This is a genomic window from Streptomyces sp. NPDC006335 (assembly GCF_040612795.1).
In the GTDB taxonomy this organism is placed as follows: Bacteria; Actinomycetota; Actinomycetes; order Streptomycetales; family Streptomycetaceae; genus Streptomyces.
The window spans coordinates 1-22316 of record NZ_JBEXQX010000022.1 but is presented as its reverse complement, the minus strand read 5'-3'; the positions used below and the strand labels follow the sequence as shown (position 1 = coordinate 22316).

17 protein-coding genes and 1 pseudogene are annotated in these 22316 nt (G+C 65.9%); 10 read left to right on the top strand and 8 right to left on the bottom strand.

What is annotated here, in order from left to right; all coding sequences use genetic code 11:
* Window positions 1–22: 22 nt before the first annotated feature.
* From ABZ098_RS38740 to trxB, 4 genes are all read left to right on the top strand, one after another.
* Complete coding sequence (locus ABZ098_RS38740; RefSeq protein ID WP_356598634.1) at window positions 23–967, top strand: 2-oxoglutarate and iron-dependent oxygenase domain-containing protein; 945 nt, start codon at window positions 23–25, stop codon at window positions 965–967.
* Window positions 964–1758 carry a serine O-acetyltransferase EpsC gene (gene epsC, locus ABZ098_RS38735; RefSeq protein ID WP_356598632.1) on the top strand — a complete coding sequence of 265 codons (795 nt, stop codon included), beginning with the start codon at window positions 964–966 and terminating at the stop codon, window positions 1756–1758. Before ABZ098_RS38740 ends, epsC begins: the two co-directional genes overlap by 4 nt.
* Before the next feature lie 156 nt (window positions 1759–1914).
* Entirely contained in the window at window positions 1915–3438 is a 1524-nt protein-coding gene (locus ABZ098_RS38730) for an FAD-binding oxidoreductase (protein ID WP_356598630.1), read from the top strand.
* Between the two features lie 29 nt (window positions 3439–3467).
* A complete protein-coding gene (gene trxB, locus ABZ098_RS38725) occupies window positions 3468–4415 on the top strand; it encodes a thioredoxin-disulfide reductase (protein WP_356598628.1) in 948 nt (315 codons plus the stop codon).
* An 886-nt stretch (window positions 4416–5301) separates the two neighbouring features.
* On the opposite strand, the gene ABZ098_RS38720 is transcribed toward trxB, so the two are convergent.
* Together ABZ098_RS38720 and ABZ098_RS38715 are read right to left on the bottom strand one after the other, a co-directional pair.
* The gene (locus ABZ098_RS38720) at window positions 5302–6105 is read right to left on the bottom strand and encodes a hypothetical protein (protein WP_356598626.1); all 804 of its coding nucleotides are present in this window, start codon (window positions 6103–6105) and stop codon (window positions 5302–5304) included.
* Window positions 6106–7209: 1104 nt separating this feature from the next.
* A complete protein-coding gene (locus ABZ098_RS38715) occupies window positions 7210–7395 on the bottom strand; it encodes a hypothetical protein (protein ID WP_356598624.1) in 186 nt (61 codons plus the stop codon).
* 829 nt (window positions 7396–8224) lie between these two features.
* On the opposite strand from ABZ098_RS38715, the gene ABZ098_RS38710 reads away from it, so the two are divergent.
* Window positions 8225–10303: a serine protease gene (locus ABZ098_RS38710; protein WP_356598622.1), complete on the top strand. Its 2079-nt coding sequence runs from the start codon at window positions 8225–8227 to the stop codon at window positions 10301–10303.
* 40 nt (window positions 10304–10343) lie between these two features.
* On the opposite strand, the gene ABZ098_RS38705 is transcribed toward ABZ098_RS38710, so the two are convergent.
* From ABZ098_RS38705 to ABZ098_RS38690, 4 genes and pseudogenes are all read right to left on the bottom strand, one after another.
* Window positions 10344–10940 carry a hypothetical protein gene (locus tag ABZ098_RS38705; RefSeq protein ID WP_356598620.1) on the bottom strand — a complete coding sequence of 199 codons (597 nt, stop codon included), beginning with the start codon at window positions 10938–10940 and terminating at the stop codon, window positions 10344–10346.
* A gap of 846 nt (window positions 10941–11786) precedes the next feature.
* Window positions 11787–12034: pseudogene (locus tag ABZ098_RS38700) on the bottom strand (hypothetical protein); the annotation flags it as partial.
* Between the two features lie 30 nt (window positions 12035–12064).
* Window positions 12065–12859, bottom strand: coding sequence for a peptidoglycan-binding protein (locus tag ABZ098_RS38695; protein WP_356598618.1), 795 nt, complete (start codon window positions 12857–12859; stop codon window positions 12065–12067).
* Between the two features lie 270 nt (window positions 12860–13129).
* Window positions 13130–13975 carry a BTAD domain-containing putative transcriptional regulator gene (locus tag ABZ098_RS38690; RefSeq protein WP_356598616.1) on the bottom strand — a complete coding sequence of 282 codons (846 nt, stop codon included), beginning with the start codon at window positions 13973–13975 and terminating at the stop codon, window positions 13130–13132.
* Window positions 13976–14311: 336 nt separating this feature from the next.
* Between ABZ098_RS38690 and ABZ098_RS38685 the strand changes: the two genes are divergently transcribed.
* From ABZ098_RS38685 to ABZ098_RS38665, 5 genes are all read left to right on the top strand, one after another.
* A complete protein-coding gene (locus ABZ098_RS38685; protein WP_356598614.1) occupies window positions 14312–14701 on the top strand; it encodes a hypothetical protein in 390 nt (129 codons plus the stop codon).
* Between the two features lie 266 nt (window positions 14702–14967).
* The gene (locus ABZ098_RS38680) at window positions 14968–16524 is read left to right on the top strand and encodes a S8 family serine peptidase (protein WP_356598612.1); all 1557 of its coding nucleotides are present in this window, start codon (window positions 14968–14970) and stop codon (window positions 16522–16524) included.
* Window positions 16521–16841 carry a hypothetical protein gene (locus ABZ098_RS38675; protein WP_356598610.1) on the top strand — a complete coding sequence of 107 codons (321 nt, stop codon included), beginning with the start codon at window positions 16521–16523 and terminating at the stop codon, window positions 16839–16841. Before ABZ098_RS38680 ends, ABZ098_RS38675 begins: the two co-directional genes overlap by 4 nt.
* Before the next feature lie 2 nt (window positions 16842–16843).
* Window positions 16844–17926, top strand: a complete 1083-nt coding sequence (locus tag ABZ098_RS38670) for a M14 family metallopeptidase (RefSeq protein WP_356598608.1) — start codon at window positions 16844–16846, stop codon at window positions 17924–17926.
* 145 nt (window positions 17927–18071) lie between these two features.
* Window positions 18072–19049 (top strand): endonuclease/exonuclease/phosphatase family protein, encoded by a 978-nt coding sequence (locus ABZ098_RS38665; protein WP_356598606.1) that lies wholly within the window; start codon window positions 18072–18074, stop codon window positions 19047–19049.
* Between the two features lie 99 nt (window positions 19050–19148).
* Here the strand turns inward: ABZ098_RS38665 and ABZ098_RS38660 are convergent, their stop codons facing one another.
* Together ABZ098_RS38660 and ABZ098_RS38655 are read right to left on the bottom strand one after the other, a co-directional pair.
* The gene (locus ABZ098_RS38660; RefSeq protein ID WP_356598604.1) at window positions 19149–19532 is read right to left on the bottom strand and encodes a hypothetical protein; all 384 of its coding nucleotides are present in this window, start codon (window positions 19530–19532) and stop codon (window positions 19149–19151) included.
* Between the two features lie 1612 nt (window positions 19533–21144).
* Window positions 21145–21627: a hypothetical protein gene (locus ABZ098_RS38655; RefSeq protein ID WP_356598602.1), complete on the bottom strand. Its 483-nt coding sequence runs from the start codon at window positions 21625–21627 to the stop codon at window positions 21145–21147.
* Window positions 21628–22316: the final 689 nt, after the last annotated feature.

The window sequence follows — 22316 nt, the reverse complement described above, 5'->3', positions numbered from 1 at the left end:
GTCACCCGTGAAGGGACCGACCATGCTCAAGGAAATCGACCTGGACCGGCCCGGCGGCCGAGAGCACCTGCGCGGCGCACTGCGCGACGGGTTCTTCCTCGTCCGCAACACCGTTCCCGAAAGCCTCCTGGACGAGGCGTACGCCTTCCTGCACGCCTTCTTCGCTCTGGACCCCGACAGCAAGAACACCTGCCGGGTCGCGGGCAGCAACGGCCAGTCCGGCTACACCCCACCCCTGGTGGAACACGCGGAGAAGGGCGCCGTACCGGACTGGAAGGAACTCTTCCACTGGGGAGCGCCGCTGCCCGCACAGCACCCGCTGCGTGTCCGCTACCCCGCCCGCTACCCCGACCCGTACTTCCCCGACCACCTGGTGCCCGGCATCGGCTCGGCGCTGCGCGAACTGCACACCCGCATGGTGCGCTTCCAGCACGACGTGGTCCGCGCCCTCGCCGACGCGCTCGGCGCCCACCCGGACTATTTCACCGACATGCTGGAGGACGGCCCCGTCGTCAACCGGGCCACCTGGTACCCGCCGATGGAGCAGGCCCCCTCGCAGAGGCACGTGTGGGCGGTGGAACACCAGGACTTCGACCTGATCACCGCCCTGCCCAGGGCGACCGCGTCCGGCCTGGAAGTCCTCGTCGACGGGGAGTGGCTGGCCGTCGACGCGCCGCCCGGCTACGCCGTCGTCAACGTCGGCATGGTCCTCGACCGGCTCACCAACGGCCTCGCCCGCGCCGCCGTGCACCGTGTGGTGGCCCGGCCCGGTCAGAGTGAGGGACGCCTGTCCATCGTCCAGTTCTGCCACCCGGCACCCTGGACCACCCTGACCCCGCTGCGCGTTCCCGGCGCCGAGACGAGCCCGCAGCGCTTCGCGACCCTGACCGCGGACGAACTGTTCCAGCGCACCATGTACCGCATCAAGCGCCTGGACACCGCGCCCGTCCCTGCTGCGGCCCGATGACGTCCACACCCGCCGCCCCCGACCGTGCCGGGCGCAGGGCACCGGCCGCCTTTTCTCGCGCGGTGACCGGGGGCGGCACGACACCCGGCGCGGGGATGCCGTCCCACCCGCTGCCCGGTGACGGCCGCGTCGAGCCGCACCCCACCGCGCCCCGTACCGGCTCGCACGCCTCCACGACGACCACCGCCGGCGCGGTGGGAGGCGCCGGCCCCCGCCCCGCGACGCGACGCGTCCGCCTGCGCGCGACGAGGCCCCCCGCCACCGGCGGCACGCCCTCGCTGCCACGGCTGATCCGCGAGGACCTCCAGGCCGTCCTGGAACGCGATCCGTCCTGCTCCGGTCGGTTGGAGGCGCTGCTGCACGCAGGCTGGCAGGGCCTCGCCCTGCACCGGATCGCCCACCGCCGCTACACGCGCGGGCACCGGCTGACAGCCGCGGTCCTCACCCGCCTCGCCCGCCTGCTCACCGGCATGGAGATCCACGCCGGTGCCCGCATCGGCCGACGCGCCTTCATCGACCACGGATTCGGGGTCGTCATCGGCGAAACCGTGGTCATCGGCGACGATGTGACGCTGTATCACGGCGTCACCCTCGGCTCCCGCGGATGGCTGCGCGACAGTGACGGCGGACGCCGCCGTCACCCCGTCCTGGGCGATGGCGTCCTCATCGGTACCGGCGCCTCCGTCCTGGGCCCGGTCACCGTCGGCGACGGCCGCCGCATCGCCGCCCACGCCCTGGTCCTGCACGACCTGCCCACGTCCCCACCGGCCACCCGCAGGCGCCCCCGCTGACCCCCCTCTCCCCACTCGGGGCGGAGGTGACGAACTCCGCCCCGATCCCGCCGAACCCCCGCCGTCCTCACGGATGCTGCATCTGTCCCCGCGCAACCGCGACCGCCCGCCGGGACACCCACAGCTACCGCCCACACACAACGGAGAGTGATCCACGTGTTCAGCAGACGCTCCCTCATACGGGCCTCGGCAGGCGCCACCGCGGCAGCCGCGCTCACCGCCGCCACCGGCGGTCTCGTCCTGGCCGCCGGCACCGCGGTGCCCTGGAGCACGCTGCGCAACAAGCTCACCGGCCGCCTCGTCCTGCCCGACGACACCGGCTACGACCCCGCCCGGCAACTCCAGCTCGCCCAGTTCGACGCCGTCCACCCGCAGGCCGTCGCCTACTGCGCCACCGAAAGCGACGTCGCCACGTGCGTGCGCTTCGCCCAGGACAACGGCCTGCCCACCGCGGTCCGCAGCGGCGGCCACAGCGCCGCCGGCTACTCCACGAGCCCCGGTCTCGTCATCGACGTCTCCCGCATCAACACCGTCCGCGTCGACAAATCCACCGTCCGCCTCGGCCCCGGCAGCCAGGGCGTCGACATCGTCAACACCCTCTCCCCGTACGGCATCCAGGTGGCCGGCGGCACCTGCCCCACCGTCGCCATGGGCGGCTGGATCCAGGGCGGCGGCCTCGGCTACGCCTCCCGCAAGTACGGCATGGGCGCCGACCGCCTCGTCTCCGCCCGCGTCGTCCTCGCCGACGGCCGCACGGTACGCGCCTCGGCCACCGACAACCCCGACCTGTTCTGGGCCCTGCGCGGAGGCGGCGGCGGCAACTTCGGCATCGTCACCGACTACGAGGTACGGCCCGTGCAGATCCCGGTCCTGACCCTCTTCAACCTCAACTTCCGCTACAGCGACGCCCTCCAGGTGATCCTCGCCTGGCAGGACTGGATGGCGTCGGCACCCCGCGAACTCGCCGGCGAACTGATGTTCCTGCACTCCACCGACGCCCCCGCCGGCACCGAGCCCACCGTGGTGCTCACCGGCGGCTACCACGGCACCAAGAGCGACTGCGACCGCCTCCTGGACCGCCTCACCACCGCGATCGGCCACCCCGGCACCAGCCGCACCAGCAGTGAACTGCCCTACACCCAGGCGATGATGCAGGTGTTCGGATGCGGCGACAAAACCGCCGCCGAATGCCACCGCATCGGCTTCACCCCCGAAGCCCAGCTGCCCCGCGACAGCCACACCACCCAGCGCAACCAGTACTTCGCCAAGCCCTGGACCCCGGCCGCGGCCCAGGCCGCCCTGGACGCCTTCACCGCCGACCCCAGCCCCGGCCAGTTCCGCTTCCTGGGCCTGTTCCCCTACGGCGGCCGCATCAACGAGATCTCGCCCACCGCCACCGCGTTCGTCCACCGCGACGCGGTCCTCAACGCCGGCTACGCCGTCACCCTGCCCACCGCGGACCCCGCCCAGAACGACCGGGAGCGCGCCCAGGCCTGGGTGAACAAGGCCCACGCCACCATGGACGCCCACTCCAACCACGAGTCGTACCAGAACTACATGGACCCGGCCCTCACCACCTGGCGCCAGGCCTACTACGGCAGGAACTACGCCCGCCTGCAGACCGTCAAGCGGACCTACGACCCCGCCCGCTTCTTCCGTTTCGCCCAGGCCATCGACTGAACCCATCCCACCCGACCGAAGGACCCACCGTGACCCGCACCGGCGACCACGACGTACGCGACGTCATCATCATCGGCTCCGGCCCCGCCGGCTACACCGCCGCCCTCTACACCGCCCGCGCCCAGCTGGCCCCCCTCGTCTTCGCCGGCTCCCTCCTCGTCGGAGGCGCCCTCACCACCACCACGGAGGTGGAGAACTTCCCCGGCTTCCCCGAGGGAGTCCAGGGCCCCGACCTGATGGACCGCATGCGCGACCAGGCCGAACGATTCGGCGCCGAGATCATCGACGACGACGTCACCGCGGTCGACCTCACCGGCGACATCAAGACCGTCACCGACACCACCGGCACCACACACCGTGCCCGCACCGTGATCGTCGCCACCGGCTCCCAGCACCGCAAACTGAACCTGCCCCGCGAGGACGACTTCTCCGGCCGCGGCGTATCCTCCTGCGCCACCTGCGACGGCTTCTTCTTCAAGGACCGCGACATCGCGGTGGTGGGCGGCGGCGACACGGCGATGGAGGAGGCGACCTTCCTCACCCGCTTCGCCAGGTCCGTGACGATCGTCCACCGCCGCGACACCCTGCGCGCCTCCAAGATCATGCAGGAACGTGCCTTCGCCGACCCGAAAATAGCCTTCGCCTGGAACACCGAGGTCACCGAACTCCACGGCGAGGACCGCCTCACCTCCCTGACCGTGCGCGACACCGTCACCGGCGAACACCGCACCCTCCCCGTCACCGGCCTGTTCGTGGCCATCGGCCACGACCCGCGCACCGACCTCTTCAAGGGCCAGCTCGAACTCGACGACGCCGGCTACCTCAAGGTCGCCGCCCCCTCCACCCGCACCAGCCTCCCCGGCGTCTTCGCCGCCGGCGACGCGGTCGACCACACCTACCGCCAGGCCATCACAGCCGCCGGCACCGGCTGCACAGCCGCCCTCGACACCGAACGCCACCTGTCCACCACCCGCTGACCCGCACCGCGTTCCGTCGTCTGCGAGAGGCTCTGGAGCCGGTCACGGGGCTGCGGGAGCAGCTGTCCAGCTGGCAGCAGGACCAGCCCCAGGCTGCTGTGGCGGAGGAACTGACCCGGTTGGCAGGCCTGTTGCCGCATCCGGATCCGCAACCTGGTCTGCTGGCGGACCGGCTGGAGGAGACCGGCGGCGCGGCGTTGGTCGACAGCGCGTAGAGGTGGCTGATCCGGCGGGGCCTGGTACGGCGGCCCGCCCGTACGGACGTGCGGTGCGACGACGGGGTCCGCCTGGACACCCGGCAGGACTGCCCCTGCTGCGCCTCGGTGATCGCGGACCGGCGCGCGGTGCGGGCCAGGATCCGCAGGGAGACCGCGGCGGACCTGAGGGACGTGGGCACTGCCGAGCTCCGGGCCGTCTACGAGCGGCGGCTGCGCGCCCACACCGCGGCGGAGGCCGATCGCGCCCAGGTCCGGCATGCCCGTGCGACCGCCGCGGCGCAGGAGCGGCGGGTAGCGGTCGCGGCAGTTGGCGCCGTGCGCGGACTGCGGGCTGGCGGAGGCGGCGGGTTTGTGCCCGGCGTGCTCGTACGCCCGGCGTACGGATGTGCTGGTTGCGGAAGCCGTCGACCTGGTGGTCGCGGCACGGGCTGATCTGGAGGATCCGCAACAGGCCTCCGAGCTCACCTGTTCGTCGACCTCGGGTGCTGCGTACGCAGCCCAGGCGGCATCGCCGCCGCGGCGCCGGCCCGCCTCCGCGACCAGCGCCAGGCCCGCCACCGTACTGAGCACAACAAAGCCCCCTCGCGATGCTCTGTGAGGACCCTCCCCATGTGTACGGGGAGGTCCGCAAGATTTCCGTCGCTCTGTGACCGGCCTTGCCCTGCCTCCTACTTCGCCTCCTGGGAGGGGGAGTCGCTGGAGGGCATGACGGAGGGGCCCTGACACTTCGTGAAGTACCAGTCGGAGTCACGGACTCCGGCGCGGGCAAGTGCCTGCGGACCGACGCTGGCGGTCGTGCCGGCGATCCCGAAGGCGTTGTCCGGGCGGAAGCAGCCCAGGTAGATGGTCTCTCCTCGCCTGATGTAGGCCGTCTCCTCGGAGCCCGGGATGTCGACGGCCAGATCCCCGTGCAGGGTGACCTTCTGGAGCCCGAGAGTGCTGCCGACCGTCTCCGGTTGGATGTACATGCGGATGTTGCGGGGAGGCGGGTCAGGCTGGTTCCGGTCGAAGTACCCGAAACCAGCAACACTCGTCATGAGCAGGACGGCAGCCAGACCACCGACGGCAGCTCCGGCCCGCACGGGCTTCCGCGGATACCTCGTCAGGAACTCCTGCTCGAACTTACTGGTTTCGGGTGACCAAAGCCTGACGTCATGGAAGGAACGCGCAATCCACTTGTCGTCCCTCTTGTCGCTGCGGGCGCCGTCGACCCAGAGCCGGGCAAGGGTTTCTCTGGACACTGTCGAGGATCCCAAGATCTGTTGGACCGCGAACGCGTACTTCCAGTTGGGGTGTCTTTTCGGTACTGCGCGGAGGAATTCAGACACCTTCCCTTTGCTGGCGAAAACCTGCTCCCCGTGACAGCATTTCGCCTTTTCTGCAATGTCTTGACAACTCAGATTGGCCAACCGGACGTGACAGCGAATCAGGTCGAGCCAGAACTGGTGTGCGGGGGAGATGCCCTCGCGCATAGCTCCGAGGGTCGGACCTGGCATCTAGCGCTCCGGGAACGAGTGGTTGGGGAAACCGTCTTCTGCGTCACAAGGGTCAACCCGGCTGTCTTCCGGTATGACGGTCCCCTTCGACTCGCTCCTGACCACCCCAGGCGTCATACGTGGGTGTCCTGTGGTCTGAGCCTGCTGCTCTGTCTCCTCTCCCAGAGCGTTGCGGCTCGCGGAGCTGCTCTCGACGGACCGGGACACGTCCCTGCTGCTGGTGGTGATGGACTGGAGGAGATGGTTCACGCCCACCACGATCGCCAGGATGAGCGTGCCGATCAAAGTCGGGTTTACGCCCATCGCTAAGAGAGTGACCGTCAGGGCGGTGAACGTGACTAGACCACATGTCGCGAGTATGACGAGGAGCCTCAGATTTCGGGACACCGCTTCCTTCCTTTGTTCCGTTCTCGCGCAAGGCGTCTTCAGCTCTGCGGCTTCGCTTCCGCTGAGTCCGCTACCCCGGACACCCGAGACGCTTGATCAAAGGATGCTCATGAGAGGTACTCGAGGGAAGCTACGGAGGGAATGAGGGCCGGTTTCGGAACGTTCCCATTTTTGGGCTCCGGGTTGTCTTCCCAGGTCACCGCCGACGTTCCCATTTCTGGGGGGCGCGAGCGGGTAACCGAGCGCCCCATGGATGCAGACTGCTGTGTGTGGCTGGGGCCCGCAGTCGTGGAATGCGTTGTGCTGGGCTTGGCTGTACGGAGCGGGACGTCATTCGCATCATCACAGCAGGGAAACGTCGGCGGCCGGATTCTGTTACACCCCAGCTCGCGGCCGCACGCGTCAGGGCTGCGGGAGGTCGAGCAGCGTGGCGTGGAAGAGCGGCCTCGGGGATGCGGGGGCGCAGGTCTCTCAGCGTGCGCCAGCCCCATGACTCGTACAGCGCATGGAGGTTGGTGCTCCTGGGGGCGCCCCTCGGGGCGGCCTCGAGTAGGGCGTCGTGCAGGTGGCGGGCGGCGCCGGTCTTGCGCCACGGGACGCGCACCATCAGTTCGCTGAGCGCATAGGTGCGGGTGCCGGTCTCCTCGACGATGCCGGCGGGCCTTTTCGGGAGCGGGGCCCGCCCGGCCGCCGTCAGTACCGGTGCTGTGCCCAGAGCACGAGCAGGCTGACCGCGCCGCTCCCGATGCCGTAGGCCAAGCCGCGGGCGGCCTGCTGCCTGATCTGCCACTCCCGCAGTCGGCTGCGAAGGCGCGCCGTGCGGTTCTCCGGCTCGCCGCTCATGTTGTTCGTGTCGTCGTTCTTGTTACCGTCGTCCATGACGGGTCGCCTTGCATCGTTGGATTCGATCCGTGAAGGGCCCCGGCCAGTGCCGGCCAGGCTTACCTGGTGGGGGCCCCGTACTTCCGCGGCGGCCAGTGGCCCAATCGCGATGCAACAGACTCTCCGGCCGTCGACTCCGCGCACGAGCGGATGGCGACCGACCAGCTGAAGCGGCTTCAAGTTCCTAGCTGCGCAGATCAGGTGCCTACGGACTGATCAGACGCCCTGACGATCCCACGCTCGAGCAGATGTTGGCTGCTGCGTCGAGCCTTGCCGGGCCGCCATTTCCGACGTCGGCTGACGGCCGACTGCGCTGGTTGTGGAGGTCGGGCAGCGTCAGCCTCGATCCTTCGCGAGGAGCTGCTGTGGCCCTGCCCGGGCCGCCGGGGCTTTTCCGGCCTTTCCACCTGCATGGTCGAGGCGAGCGCCATCTGCGTCAACGACGCGCAGTTGGCGCGTGGGCGACGTTTGAGGAACGCCTGTTGCCCCATCCGGGCAACGTTGGCCTCACAGGGTCGGGGCATGCTCGTGGGGGCGACGGTAGGCGGGCAAGCCGGGCTTGTTCGGTGAGCGATACCGGACGGACGGATTGTCTTTCGGGCCCGTCCCGATGGCAGGCCTATCTGCGCTCGGGGCGCTTGATCGCCGTGATCTGAGGCAGGTCGGCGCTCAGCGTGCACAGCCTCGCCAGGACATCTGCGTCATTTCTGACAGGGCGAAATCCTGAGTCGGCAAAACCGCGGTCCGCTCCCTGAGTAATGCCGGACTCGGCGATTGACGTTCTAGAAGAAAATCCGCACCTCGCCCGTACAGAACGGTGACCGACATGCCAGCAACGGATGAAACCCGGCAACTGCAAGAACAGCAGGCCGCCGCGGCGGCGAAGCGGTATCGCGACGCGACCGCGGAGCGGGAGGTGATCGAGGACAAGCTGGCGGCGGGTGTGAAGTACCCCGATACTCCGCAGGCGATCGCCAACCGGGCCAAACGGCTTCTTGACCAGGGTGGGGTCCCGCCCACAGCGGCGGTGGAGAGTATCTACGCGGAGGCGCTGGACGGGTCCGAGACTCTGGAGCGAATCGTCGGGCTCACCATGGACCTCCAGCCGTGGAGCTTCTTGCCGAGAGGCGTCCGCGCGGGCTCCACCGTCGCCCGGATCTCGATCCTCCGCAACGGCCTGGAACAACCGCACGCCACCGGATTCCTGGTCTCACCGCGGCTACTGCTCACCAACCACCACGTGTTCCCGAACGCGGAGACGGCGCAGCTCTGCTTCCTGGAGTTCAACGCCCAGGTCACCATCGACAATGCACGCGACACCGTGATCCGGTACCAACTCGACTCCGACACATTCTTTGTGGCGGACAAGCACCTCGACTACGCGCTGGTGGCGGTCAAACCCGCCGCCGACGGTCGCCTCCCGGGCGAGATTTTCGGATGGAACCGGCTCATCATCGAGCAGGGCAAGATCGTTGTGAACGACCCGGTGAACGTCATCGGGCACCCGATGGGCCGCCTCAAGGAGATCGCTGTCCGGGACAACGCGGTGGTGCAGAGGCTGGAGGACTTCCTCCACTACCGGACCGACACCGAGCCCGGCAACTCCGGCTCTCCGGTCTACAACGACCAGTGGGAGGTCGTGGCACTGCACCACCAAGGCGTGCCGAACACGGACAGCCAAGGCCACATCCTGCGCAAGGACGGTCAGCCCTGGCGGAAGGGCATCGACAGTGACGACACCGTCGACTACGTCTCGAACGAGGGCGCCCGCACCAGTTCGATCCTCAAGCACTTGGCCGCGCTGCCATTGGCTCCCGAGCAGCGTGCGCTGCTGGCCGAGATGGGTCCAGAATCCGGCCTCCAGCAAGAATTCGCGGCCGGTCCGGTGGAGGCACTGGTTGCGCCGGCTAGCCGCCCCCCGCAGGAGGCCGCCGCAGTCGGTAGCCCTTCACACCTCGCAGCCGCCCGCGCTTCCGCCGCGCCTCACATCGGTCTGAAAGCCCCGGAGGATGCTTTCGGAGGGCGGCGGCACCTGATCTTCCTGCACGGCCGAAGCCAACATGGGAAGAACCCTGCAGACCTTCGCCGCCGCTGGACCGGGGGACTGAACCACGGCCTCACCCGCGCGGGCCGTTCCACCGTCGCTCCGGAGAACGTCTGGTTCCCGTTCTACGGCGACCGCATTGCCGAAGCCATCGGGCAGCACGAGGCCATTCCCATCTCCTATGCCGACGCGCCGGCCGTGGCGGCCGCGGAGGCGTACGCCACGGAGTCCGTGAACGGTACGTATGAAAAGCTCGTCCTGGAAGCAGCGGCCCTGGACGGCATGCCGCAGAACGGCCAGCCAGCCAGTGAGAATCTGGGCAGCACAGTGGTCGGATCCCTCCATGGCGCCCTGAGCTGGCTGGCGGCCAAGACCGGCGTCGACGCCTTGACCATTGCGACCATTTTCCGAGATGTGGACACGTACCTCCGGGACGACGCCATTCGCACGGCTGTTTTGGACTGCGTGGCCGAGACGCTTCCGCCCGACGGCGAGCTCGTCCTGGTCACCCACAGCCTCGGCACGGTGGTCGGCATGGACCTCGTTGCCAACCGACTCCCCAAGAGAACGAAAGTCACTCTGCTGGTCACCGCCGGCAGCCCGCTGGGGATGGACGCGGTCTACAGCCGGTTGATCCCACCGGGCACCCGCCGCTCCGACGCCGTCGAGAACTGGGTCAACGCATGGTGCCCGACTGATGCGGTGGCCATCGGCTGTCCGCTGGAGCGCCGCTGGGGCAAGCTGACGGAGGAACACGCCGTGGTGAACGCGAGCGAGCGAGCCCATAGCATCGAGGAATACCTCGCCCACCCGGAAGTCGCCAAGGCGATCGACGAATTTCTCCGCCCGTCAACTCCGTGACCGCTCGTAGTTGCCGCGAACCAGCCTTCCAGCACGCTTTTCAGTTTGCCGAGCTATCAACATAGCATTGCTTGGCGCCGAGCTTTTCGAAAAGATCTCGCTGCTCATCTCCAGTCGAGCTAAGAACTTCAACTCGATCGCCATAGATGGCCATGACCTCGCTTGGATTGGCGGTATCCCGCAGATCGTCTGCAAGCTTAAAGGTCATTTCACTGCCGTGATTAATGCTCTCGATGAGTTGATCGACCTCGGCCTCGTGCCCCTTGGGTCTCTCGATGCTGCTCAGGTCGGCCTTGACGCTGCGCGCTCTATCGGCCAATTGGGTAAATGAATTTGCAACCGATTCTTTCCGGCTCTCGAATTGATCGCTTGGAAGTGAATCGGATTCATTTGCGAGTTCCCAGAATGACGCGTACGCGTTGAGTGCTGGAGATAGGTTCAGGGATTTATCGCAAACAGTATTGGCTCGGGTCCGCCACTCGGTAAGAGAGATGTCCTTGGGCCCCCAGCGGTCCATCACGAGTAGCACCCCGGCTAGGACGCCAGCAGCGCTCGCCGTCACACCCAGCCATGTTCCGAGACGCTTTGACAGCGGCTTCGGTCTGGGCTCTTCGCTGGTTGCATGTCCATCATCCATGCAGTCATGGATTCCAATAATCTGCCATCTGTCAGCCGAGGGGATGCTAGGTTCCCCCATTCGCCCCTCCGGCCACGTGGGGTGGCTTCGTTCACTTCAAGCCCGTCAACCCGTGTCCTACCGCGGGGCGTACGGCGGTTAGGGTCGGACGCCGCGCGGGAGGGCCGGCGCTCGCGCAGCTCTGGCCACTCCCAGGCGAGCCGCACCTTGAACGAGGTGGGGAACCACACCCTTCGCCGTCCGGACTGCATCAGCGTGATCCGGTTGACCTGGCCCTCGTACGGCCAGAGCCCAGCCGGTCCCCGCCGCCCACGTCCACGTTGATCATCACGAGCCTGCTCGCTTCCCCCGGTAGGGCGAGGCTGTCGGACGTGGTCTCGACCGTTGAGCGGCTCGTGCCGAATGAGTTGTGGGAACCGCTCCAGCGGGTCAGCGATTCTGAGGCCACGATGGCGCCCTCCGGGACGCGCGCAGGCTCCTGCTCGCCGAGTCATCACCCTCTGACCCCGGCCGGTCGCCTCGTCCGACCCACCGGTCGACCATCGTCCGCGAATCCCCAGCTCACACCGGGTTTCCCGGCCGCCCCCCAAGCGGGCAACAGGAAACCCGTCGACCCCGACAGTCCCCCGGAACAGGCTGATCCCGTCAAATCGAAGCTCGGCCTGCGACGACTCAGGCCACCCGCTAGGGGGGAAACATGCGCAAGGTGATGAGCGCCGCCGTCGCGTTCGCGACCGCGGCCACGGCAGTGGTGGCGATGAGCGGCGACGCCGCCGGGCCTCGGCGAATGCGGTGGCGGTGCGTGGTCCGCAGTGAGCCTCCGCCACCTTGCGGTCAGGTGCAGCGGACGATCCGAGCGGCTGCAGACTTCGACACCCCGAACGGCGGGGCTGACTGCTGCAGCGTGAGGATTGTGCGCAGTACGCGACCAGCAGCAGCACCCGATCCTCCAGCGGCGACCAGGGCCGCCCCGGACGGCACACACCCGCCTCCTGCCGACGCAGCAGCCTGAGCAACGCACCGAGGGACCGAGGGGACTTGGTGAGGCAGGTCTGTCTTCTTCTCGGCGGCCCGCAGCGCGCAAAGGCTGAGATGAGGCGGTATCTGCCCGTTGCGCATGCTGGTCATCCTTGAGCAAGCTTTTTCCACGTGTTGTTTCCTACGATGCCGTCTACAGAGAGTCCATGTCCCGCCTGGAACCATTTCGCGGCCGCTTCGGTTTTGGGGCCGAATATTCCATCGGCGACAAGAGCGGGCACCCGTCCGAGATCATTCAAGCGCTGTTGAATGTTCTTGATTCCTTCCGATTTTGGAGACCCTTGCTTGGCGAAGGGCTGGTCGGCCGCTCGGCGCTCGGCTCGCGTGGAAAACTTGGCCAGCCAATGGTTCACGTCGTCCGGCAGGTCATCCGGACCATGGACCTGTCCTTCACGCCATCCCTCGATGCGCTTGATCTCCCTGGCGAAATCGGCTACTTGGTCTTGGCTCATCTGGCTTACGAGCGTATTCGTGCTCACACCCAAGGCTGTCGCGACTTGCAGGGCATAGACCTCGGGATTGTTTGAACCGTGTCCGCTGGGAGCGTAAATGTGCATCATTTGCAGAATCGTCTTCTCTTTGCGCCTCAACAGGAACTGCCGAACAGCGGAGAGCCCTTGCTCTTCACTTGGAAAAATCGCAAATATGTCGTTGCGCTTTCCGTGGTAGGCGCCGTAATTCTCTGCTTCTCCGGAGGAGACGATGTTTCCGGGATTATTGTTGTTCCAGGAGGGAGTCCCTCTCGTTCGCATCACGTCTTCGTAGAACACGTGATCTATCCCCAGTATGCTGACCACGTCACCGGATTCCATCTCTTGAGTCATTTCCCAGGGCATGGGTACCTCCGAGTTTGATAGGAAAAGCGAGAGGGTGCGCTGCATCGTCTGGCACGTTCGATTTACCGATCTGAGTCGCCCGGTGAAGGGCCGCCCAGGGCGTTGCTCGTGCCGACCGGGCCTTGGTTGTGCGTGGGAAAATATGAGCCAACGTTCGCCGGACGTGTCCGACTCGGCACGCCGCCCGCCATCGGTGTCACCCGGCGGTCCTGGGTGCCAGGTTTCTCGGCGGGCCCGGATTGCTCAGGCTTATCCCTCTTCTGGATGGCTCACCATCCTAGGTTCCTGCCGTCAGCTCTGTGTTTGCCGTGGCGTTCACGAAGCGTTGCGGCCACGTCCTGGTGCGCGTGAGCCGCCGGCCTGTCCCCGCAGCCGGTCGGATGCCGGTGCTGCGGCCTGTGGCGGCGCACTGAGCTGCTTTCTGTACCGGTCCGCCTGGATGCACGGCAGCCCCTGCAGCAGATCGGTCATTTGAGGCGACGGGCTGACCCTGAGCTCCCGCTGAAGGTAAGCCTCGTATTGCTGGTAACACCTCACCGCGCTGGCGACGTTGCCTTCGGCGAGATGAATCTCGATGACGGTGCGGTGGGCGGTCTCCCGGATCGGATCGATTGCGGTGGCTGTCAGGGCAGCCTGGAGGGCGGGCAGATACTGATGGGCGGTCAGCAGCTGCTGCGCCAGGCTTTCCAGGGCGTACAGGCGCATTTGGTCCCAGCGTCCGCGGTCCGACTGCAGCCACTCATCAGGCCAGCCCGGCAACAGCTCCCGGGCGAACTCTTCTATGAGGGTTTCGCTCTCGGCGGGTGGTGGTGCCGGCCCGTCGATGATCTGTCGTGCCACGTCGCGGCTTCGGAGCACATCAACCTGGACCACTGGCGATACCCGCAGGCGCTGCCCGACGCATTCGATCAGAGTGACACAGCAGGCACGCCGACCCTGGCACAGCGCCGAGCGGAGGTTGGCTGCGGCCCGGTGGCACGGGTAGTCGGGCCACAACTGCTCCGCTGCGGCGCTGCGGTGGACGCCGTCGGGTCTGAGACCTAGGAACGCCAGCAGTCGCTGAGCTCCAAGAGGTGCCGGCACCCTGCTGCCACAGCAGGTGAGCTCGAAGGCACCCAGCAGTTCGAGGGAGACCCCGGCCGAAGCTTCGTTTCCAAGCACGTGCACCACTGTGCCGTCGGCATGTGCCGAGCGCATCCGGTTGGTCAGCTCATTGCCGCAGGTGGAGCCCGGACAAGCCTGCCGCTCACATTTTCTTTGACCTCTGTACCCGAGGCCGCTGCCTGCGGCGATGACGTGCCGTTGATACCTAGGAAACGCTCACGTCACGCTAATGAGCATGTGCCGTCCATATCGCCCGAACAGGGGCGGGGGATGCTCAGGAGTGAAGCATCAGGAGCTCCCTCCCAGGTAGCAGTTACGCGGAACCGCCGCTTTATATCGCCAAGCTGGCGTCGCGTGACATCGCCGGGGGAGCGGCACCAGAAAGGAAACGTTATGGCGGCCACACAGGCACCCGCGCGAGCAGCGGAAACGGACGCCGACTACGAGGCTTATGAGAAAGTCGTCCAGCTCATGAGCAAGGCAATGTCGGACTCGATCCTGGAATCCCTCAGCAAACTCAAGAACCAGGAAACCTTCGTTGCCCATGTCAGGGACGCTGCGGACGCTCAAGGCGTCACGAGGGACGACGTGCGCGCAGAAGACCTCTTCGAACCATTCTGGAGGCTGGCCAACGGCCTCGACCTGGAAATGCAGTGGCGAAGCAGCTCCGGAGTTCCTGTCCGCTCTGCCCTGATCGCAGAATCCATCAAGCCGCCTGATGACCAGGAAAGGTTCTCCCTGGGCGTCAGTGCCTTCGGCATTGGTGTCGGAGTCAGCTGGTAGGCAGCCATCTGACCAGCGCCTGAACGCATCACGGGGATCAGTTTCCGGAATTCTGTCGACCTTTCCGGACCTCCGGAAAGGTCGGTGCGTTGGAGAAGTCAAAGCAGGGACCGGAAGCCAGGACAGGTGATCCGGTCCCTGCGCCGTTCGTGCACTGGGCGCACGACGCAGAACTCTGACCCGGCAGAGCGGAATTGCACCTCGCGCTGTGGGGCAGGAGCCTGTCGTCACCGGCCAGGGATTTGCCCCGACATTAAAGAGGCATCATGTCACGTCAGTACTATCAGCGTGGTCACCTCGTCGAGGCGGAACAACTCGACGATGTAATCGCGGTCAAGTTTAGCTTTGACTTTCACACCCTTGGCGAAGAAGCCGCCGAGGCGGTGGCACTGGGGAGCAGCGCCCGCGAGCAGGTACGCGAGGCAGGCGTCGACGACGAGACGAGCGACGCCTTCGCCCGTGCGAACTGGCGATTTGTCAGGCCGAACCCGGAGACGCGCGAAGCGTTCACCGCAGGGGAGGAGATCCCCGGCACGGAGGCGACTGGTAACGTCATCCGGCGCTCCAACGGCAGGATCGGTATCGCGACCGACGCCCTGACTGTGCAACTGCAGCCGATATTTTCGGAGGAAGAGGCCAGACGCGAGATCGAATCGGTGGGTCTGACCATCGTCAACAAACTCCGCTTCGCGGAGAACCTTTATGAGGTGCGCGCCACGGCGTCACACGACGCCCTCGAGGCCTCCGTCGCCCTCCACAACAACGACCATTTCGTCTTCGCTGAACCATCGTTCATCGAACACGTTCCCGCGCGATTCAGGCCCGCTGGTGCCCGGTACGCCCAGCAGTGGCAATGGAGGAACGCCGGCACAGGCGGCGGCACCCCGGACGCCGACGTCCATATCGAGTCGGCCTGGGACCGCACCTTCGGGGCTGGGATACGAGTCGCTGTCATAGACAACGGTTTTGACACGGAGCACCCAGACCTCGCCCCCGGCGTGGATCCGCTGTCGGGATTCTTCGACGACACAGCAGCAGACACAGTCTTCGTCCCGGGCACCTCGGGGATGCCTGACAAGGATCACGGCACCTTCTGCGCCGGTATGGTCGGAGCCAGACACAACAACGGTGCTGGCGGTACCGGCGCCGCACCCGAGTGCAGCCTGATGCTCCTGGCATGTCTCAAAGACCAGGTCGGTACGCAGACAACGCTCGCCCGCGCAGTGGCATACGCGGCCGTCCCCTCCACGGAAGTCCCCGGGATTGCCCCTGACAGGGGGGCAGACATCCTGGTGAGCAGTCTGGGCCCGGACGGCGCGGACTGGGATCTGACCAGCGCCCTGGACCTCGCGCTCGAATTCGCGGCCACTAACGGCCGCCAAGGAAAAGGGCTGGCGATCTTCTGGGCCGCGAGCAACGGCAAGAACGCCGACGTCACCAAGGACGAAGTGGTCTCCCACCCGGACGTGATCGCCGTTGTGCGCTCCAACAATCAGGATCGGGAGGACAACGCGGCACGAGGCCCAGAGGTCGAACTGATCGCACCCGGTGTCAAGGTCTTCAGCACCAAGTCCGGCGGCGGATATGGAACCAGCACCGGCACCAGTTTCGCCGCTCCGTGCGCGGCCGGGTGCGCCGCCCTGGCACTGTCGGTGAACCCCCACCTCACCAGAGACCAACTGCGCGAGGTGATGCACGAGTCGGCCGACAAGATCGGAGGACCACAAGTCCACTACGACGCAGCCGGCCACAATGACGACTACGGCTTCGGACGGGTCAACGCATCCCGGGCCGTTGCGCTCGCGGACGGGATGACGCCATGAGCCAGGAACAGGATGTCATCCGCTGCCACGTTCTCGCCGAGAACGCCCAAGCCCTCAGAGAGTTCCTCCACGACACGCAGCCCGATATCGGCTGTCGCGCCATCGCGCGCCACACTCAGGCGGGCGTGGGCCTGGACCTCTACTTCCGCCAGGAGCAGCTTGAACAGGCCAGAGCAGCCAGATCGGCACCGCTGGTGGACATCACCGTGATCGAAAACGTTACGGAAATCTGGCGCAGCCTCAAGGAAGAGGTGGGCGACGGTGACCGCTTCGCACAGCGGGACGCAGTCCCACACGGCCTCGGTCGGAAGGAGTGAACGTGTATCTCAGCGTGGCCGAGATCGAATCGGCGATCACCAGCCTGCACGACGCCTACCCCGACGCCTCGGAGGTCATCACCCCGCCCCACCTCACCCACGAGGGCCGAACAACGAGGCTGTTGCGCGTCGGGACACGCCAGGCCGACGAAGTACCGGCCATCCTGCTGTTGGGCGGGATCCACGCCCGGGAGTGGGTTCCACCCGACGCGCTGGTTTCTTTGGCAGCAGACGTACTCGAGGCACACGACCGTGCCACAGGGCTCGGGTACGGGGCATCGACGTTTACGGCGGCGCAGGTCACACAGGTCGTCCAGAACCTCAACCTGTTCTTCTTCCCCTGCGTCAACCCCGACGGCCGGGCTTTCAGCCAAACCACTTCCGCAACGTGGCGCAAGAACCGCCGACCGGCACCTGCCGGGTCCACAGGCTCCTCTTGCATTGGCGTGGATCTGAACCGGAACTTCGACTTCCTGTGGGATCACACCTCGAAGTTCGCCCCGGACGCGGACGTCCACACGTCGAGCGAACCATGCAATCCGCAGGTCTACCGAGGGCCAGCCGCTGCATCGGAGCCCGAGACCCGCAACGTGGTCTGGGCTCTCGACACCTATCCGCAGATCCAGTGGATGACCGACGTCCACAGCGCCGTCCCGGTGATCCTGCACAACTGGGGCTCCGACCAGAACCAGTGCACAACCCCGGCGGACAACTTCCGCAACCCCAGTCTCGACGGCATTCGAGGGCGACCGGACGACAGCATCGGCGAATTTATCCCCGAACGAGATCTGAAAATCTCGGTCGAACTGGCGGAACGGATGAATGACGCGGTACGTGCAGTGCGCGGTGTCGACTACAAAGTCCAGGCAGCGTACGGGCTGTACCCCACCTCGGGGACGAGCGACGACTACGCCTACAGCCGGCACCTCACCAACCCCGCCGCTACGAAAGTCTTTGGCTACACGATCGAGTGCGGTGACAGCTTCCAACCAGCGTTCAGCGAGGCCGAACAGGTGATCCAGGAGGTTTCCGCCGCGTTGCTGGCACTCGCGCTGAACGCTCCCGAGGTCACTGACGGCACGTAGCGGGCGCTGGTCCTGGACCGGCTCGCCTCGCGTCCCGGAGTGAACCGACACCGTCCGCGTCCATCGGCTTGCCGAGATCGAGGAAGCCGTGCCGATCCAAAAACGTGCACGCTCAAGAAGCCCCTGTCCAATTGAGGAGGAGAGCATGCCGCCTGAAGTGGACAACCTGGCCCCGCCGCAGACAGTCGCGACACACCTCGCGCAGTGGGACGCGATGGTCGACGGCCTCGTGTCGGCAAAGGCGGATGGCTCGAATCTCCTGGTCGCGACGTGGAACCTGCGCGCCTTCGGGGACCTGACCAAGGCATGGAAGACCGGCGAGGGCATTTCCCCGAAGCGGAACTTCACCGACATCCACGCGATCGCGACGGTGATCCGCCAGTTCGACGTGGTCGCGGTGCAGGAGGTCCGCGGCAACCTACGTGCCCTGCGCTACCTGTTGAAGGTCCTGGGCGAGGACTGGGCGTTCATCCTCACCGACGTCACCCTCGGCAAGGACGGCAACAACGAGCGCCTGGCGTTCCTGTTCGACACCCACCGGGTCAAACCGTCAGGCCTGGCCTGCGAGCTGGTGGTGCCGCTCGAACAGGACGCCAGGGTGAGCGCAAGCGGTCTGGAGCGACAGTTCGCCCGCACCCCTTACGCCGTCAGCTTCCTCTCCTCCGGTCAGACCTTCACCCTCGTCACCCTGCACGTCGACTACGGCACGGCGGCCGTCGACCGGGTACCGGAACTCAAAGCGATCGCGAAGTGGCTGGCCGGCTGGGCGGAACGTGAGTTCGGCTGGGACCACAACCTCATCGCGCTCGGCGACTTCAACATCGACCGCGCCGGCGACCCACTCTTCGAGGCCTTCACCTCCACCGGCCTCACCCCGGCCCCGCAGCTGGAAGGCTTGCCCCGCACGATCTTCGACAAGCCCGGCGCCGCGCACTTCTACGATCAGATCGCCTGGTTCACCAAGGGCCAGCAGCACCGCCCCGTCCTGAACCTGGAAGCCGTCGCCGGAGGCCAGGTCGACTTCGTCGACGCCCTCCAAGGCGACGGCACCCGCAACGACCTGTCCTGGCACGTCTCCGACCACTTCCCCCTCTGGATAGAGTTCGCGATTCCAGCCAGCTGAGCCATATCGCGGTCCTCGGACGTGGACGCTGTCGGCCACTACGGCCCGAATCATGACGCGGGCACCGAATCCACCCATCAAGCCAACACGAGCCCTGTGCTACCCCTGAGGGGTTCGAAACGCAGTACCAGTTAGTGGTCGAATTTCGTAGTCATACAGCACGGGAGGCGGCGACCCCAGTACGTGGTGATAGTCATCCGTGATGATGGCCACACTTTTTATTTCAGCAGTATTCACTTCTGCTGGAAATTGCGTGTCGGGCAGGAGCACGCTAATTGTGACCTTGGTGCCATTACGAGACGAATCGAGAAGCACGCCTGTGATAAGAGTGCCGATCTCGGTCTCCGTTCGCGTAAGATCTATCTCGGACAATTGACGAGAACTCTTCAAAAAATGGTCATCGCCATCGAGACGGAGTTCCCCATCTTGGTACTCGACTTCGATGTTGTTCCCGCTTAGGAGATAACTGACGATTTCGCTCATCGCTTCCTCCTGGGAGGGTTGGTTGGCAGTCTGCCGACTGGGTTCATAGCGCCGCCCCCTCATTCTCGGGTCACCTGAAAGGCGGATGTGCGCCTCGAGTAGACACCCGCGCGTTCCGGGCCACGGCCCGGACACACCACTTCATGGGGTGTGATCAGGAGGAGATTCATCGGGCGGTCTCGCGACCTCGATGACGTCAGGAGACGGATGATGTTGAAGGGTTACAACCATGGGGCAGCGGTGGCAGGCCTCTGCTCCCTGTTCCTGCCACCAGCGGCAACGAGGCCGCAGGCGACAGGCCGGCAAGCTACCTGTCTCTGGCGGCAAGACACGTGTGATCCTCTGAATCAAGCTGCACTGGGCACCGTCGAAGTGACGACAACTACTTCCTGCGCATGGGGCGCCGATACGGAACACCTCGGCGGGCTCAACTGGCTGGGCCAGATCCGTAACCTCTGTCGTTACGGGAATCAGCTGGTCCAGATAGCGCACATGCGGCTCATTGGCTGTTCCGGCTACCACGCCGAACACCACGGCCCCGGACATATCTGGCTGGGCGCTGGGGCAGTAGGGATCATGGCCCCTGTTACGGTCATCCGCAGCGTGTTCCCTGGAAGACATGTCTATCCTTCGGGCGCGGGGGGTGAGGGATTTTCCGTGCTTTGCGACCCATCCCATTCTTGCAAATTGACTACTATTCCGAGTGTGAGGGCAGGGAACATTCCACTGCGGTCGGAATTGCGTTCCTCCAAGGCTCTGATGGCGCCGGATAGGGCCGCCTGCGTCGCCTCGTCCACGGTAACTCGAGGACCTTCACTCATGATTTCTCTCCCAAAGGAAGCTGACTGAAAAGCCGTACACCTCGCGCGGCTAGGACTCGCCTGCCCTACCAGCGGCACAGAGGATCTTGTTCACAAGCCGCCTGGGCCGAGGTTCTAAGTCGCCTTACCTGAGCATTCTCCGTCCCCGTTCCGGTGACATTGGCCCTGGGTTAATCAGGTGCCGCGTACGCGTTCCCAATGCGTCCACGGAACGTCGTTGACGCAGGAGTCCCATGGCAGAGGTAGAAAGAAAAGTGAGCAGCACATCGACTACATGGATTTCGACTACTGAACTTGGGGCCTTGAATGGCGAGCAATTACTGTGACTGAGTGTTGCGGTTTGGCGAGTGGGCAGGCGAGTGATGACTGAGGCATCGACGGCGCGCGGGGGAGGCGGAATGACTCAGTCGCGGCCAGTCCAGCCTTCAGCCGGCCCAGAAGACCTCACCGGTACGGCGCAGGCGGCTCATCCAGCGCTATCGACAGCGAGATCTCTGATGTAGGCCCGCCAGGTGGCGACCAGTTCGTCGCCGAGGAGATACGACACCTCATGAGCGGCGATCCTGTCGATGGGCACGCTGGCGCCAGCTGCCTCCAGCGCGAGCGCCCCACCCGACGATGAACCGAACACGTGGGCCCGGCCGCCGGCTGCCGTGATAGTTCCTATGGGTGAGCAAATGCAGGCGAGTGCTCCACCGGACATCGCCAAGCAGTTCCGTACAGTGCTTGGTGCGATCAGGCGTTCGTCGAGCAACCTGAAGCCGGACTCCCAGCTGCACGATGCGGCCGGGTCAGTGAACGCGCTTGAGCGTCGACTTGGTGATGGGCGTGACGTTTCCCTTGGCCTTCGCTTCGGCCTTGCGGACCTTCTTATCCAGGTGGAGCTGGAAGCGGCGCTCGTACTCATCCTTCAAGTCGCCGACGTCCAGCTGCATGTCCCGGGGCAGGGCCTTGAGGGCGCGCTGCTGCTCGCGGGGATCGTTGAAGGCGGCGATCGCAGGATGGAGCTGGAAGCATCCGCGGCGGACCACGGTGACGAGCCGGGCGGCGACCAGGTGCGGCATCGCGCGGCTGATCATGCCGCGTTCCATGGCGAGACCGTGGGCGAGTTCGTCGTGCGTGGCGACGACCAAGCCGCCCGGTTCCTGCTCGGTCATCATGTGCAGCAGCAGCGTGTAGGTGGTGGGAGGAAGCCTCGGCACGTACGCGAGACCGTTGAAGCTGCCCCACAGCACGTTCCGGCGAGGTACCCATTCCTCGGCAGAGGACGTCATGACGTGGCCTTCCCTTCCCCATCCGACCCCTTGCGCACTTCCAGTTTTGCGCCGGGGTCGGCCATCGCCCGGAACGCCCGGACCCCATCGTGGCGCGCGCAGCTTCGCGTGCGGCTCCGTGAGCACAGTGCGGACCGTAGGCAGCTTGCTGGAGCCCAAACGCTACACAGGTAACAAAGATGGTGCATTACCCACTATGCGCGTCCACCCCCCCCGGATGATGCGTCGACGGATTCTGCCTTACCTTGGCGGTTTGACGTGCATGCTGGCCGGGTTTTGGTCGCAAGCGTGGATAGCATCGGGAGTTGGGGATGGGTTCGGGTGAAGCGCAGCGGAGCCTGTCACTGCAGTGAGGCTGGCACTCCGTCAGCCCGATGATCCGTCACATCCGTTGCAGGAGTGGGGGCTGGGAATCCCAAGCCTTACACAGGCCCGCGCATGATGCAGCCCCCCTTGCTGCCAGCTCCAGGAATCCCGCTTGCGGGATTCCGTCAATTCGCGCTTGCGTGAATTGACACGCACTCAGAATTCCGCTTGCGGAATTCGATTCCCTCGCTTGCGAGGGAATTTGGCGGAGCGTCAGCGGAGCCGTTTCTTATGCAGCGCGCCAGCGCTGCATAACCCGCTCCGCGGGCCCCTTCGCCGGGATCCTCAACGACGGGCGCCCGCACCGCGTGGAGGTCTCGGTC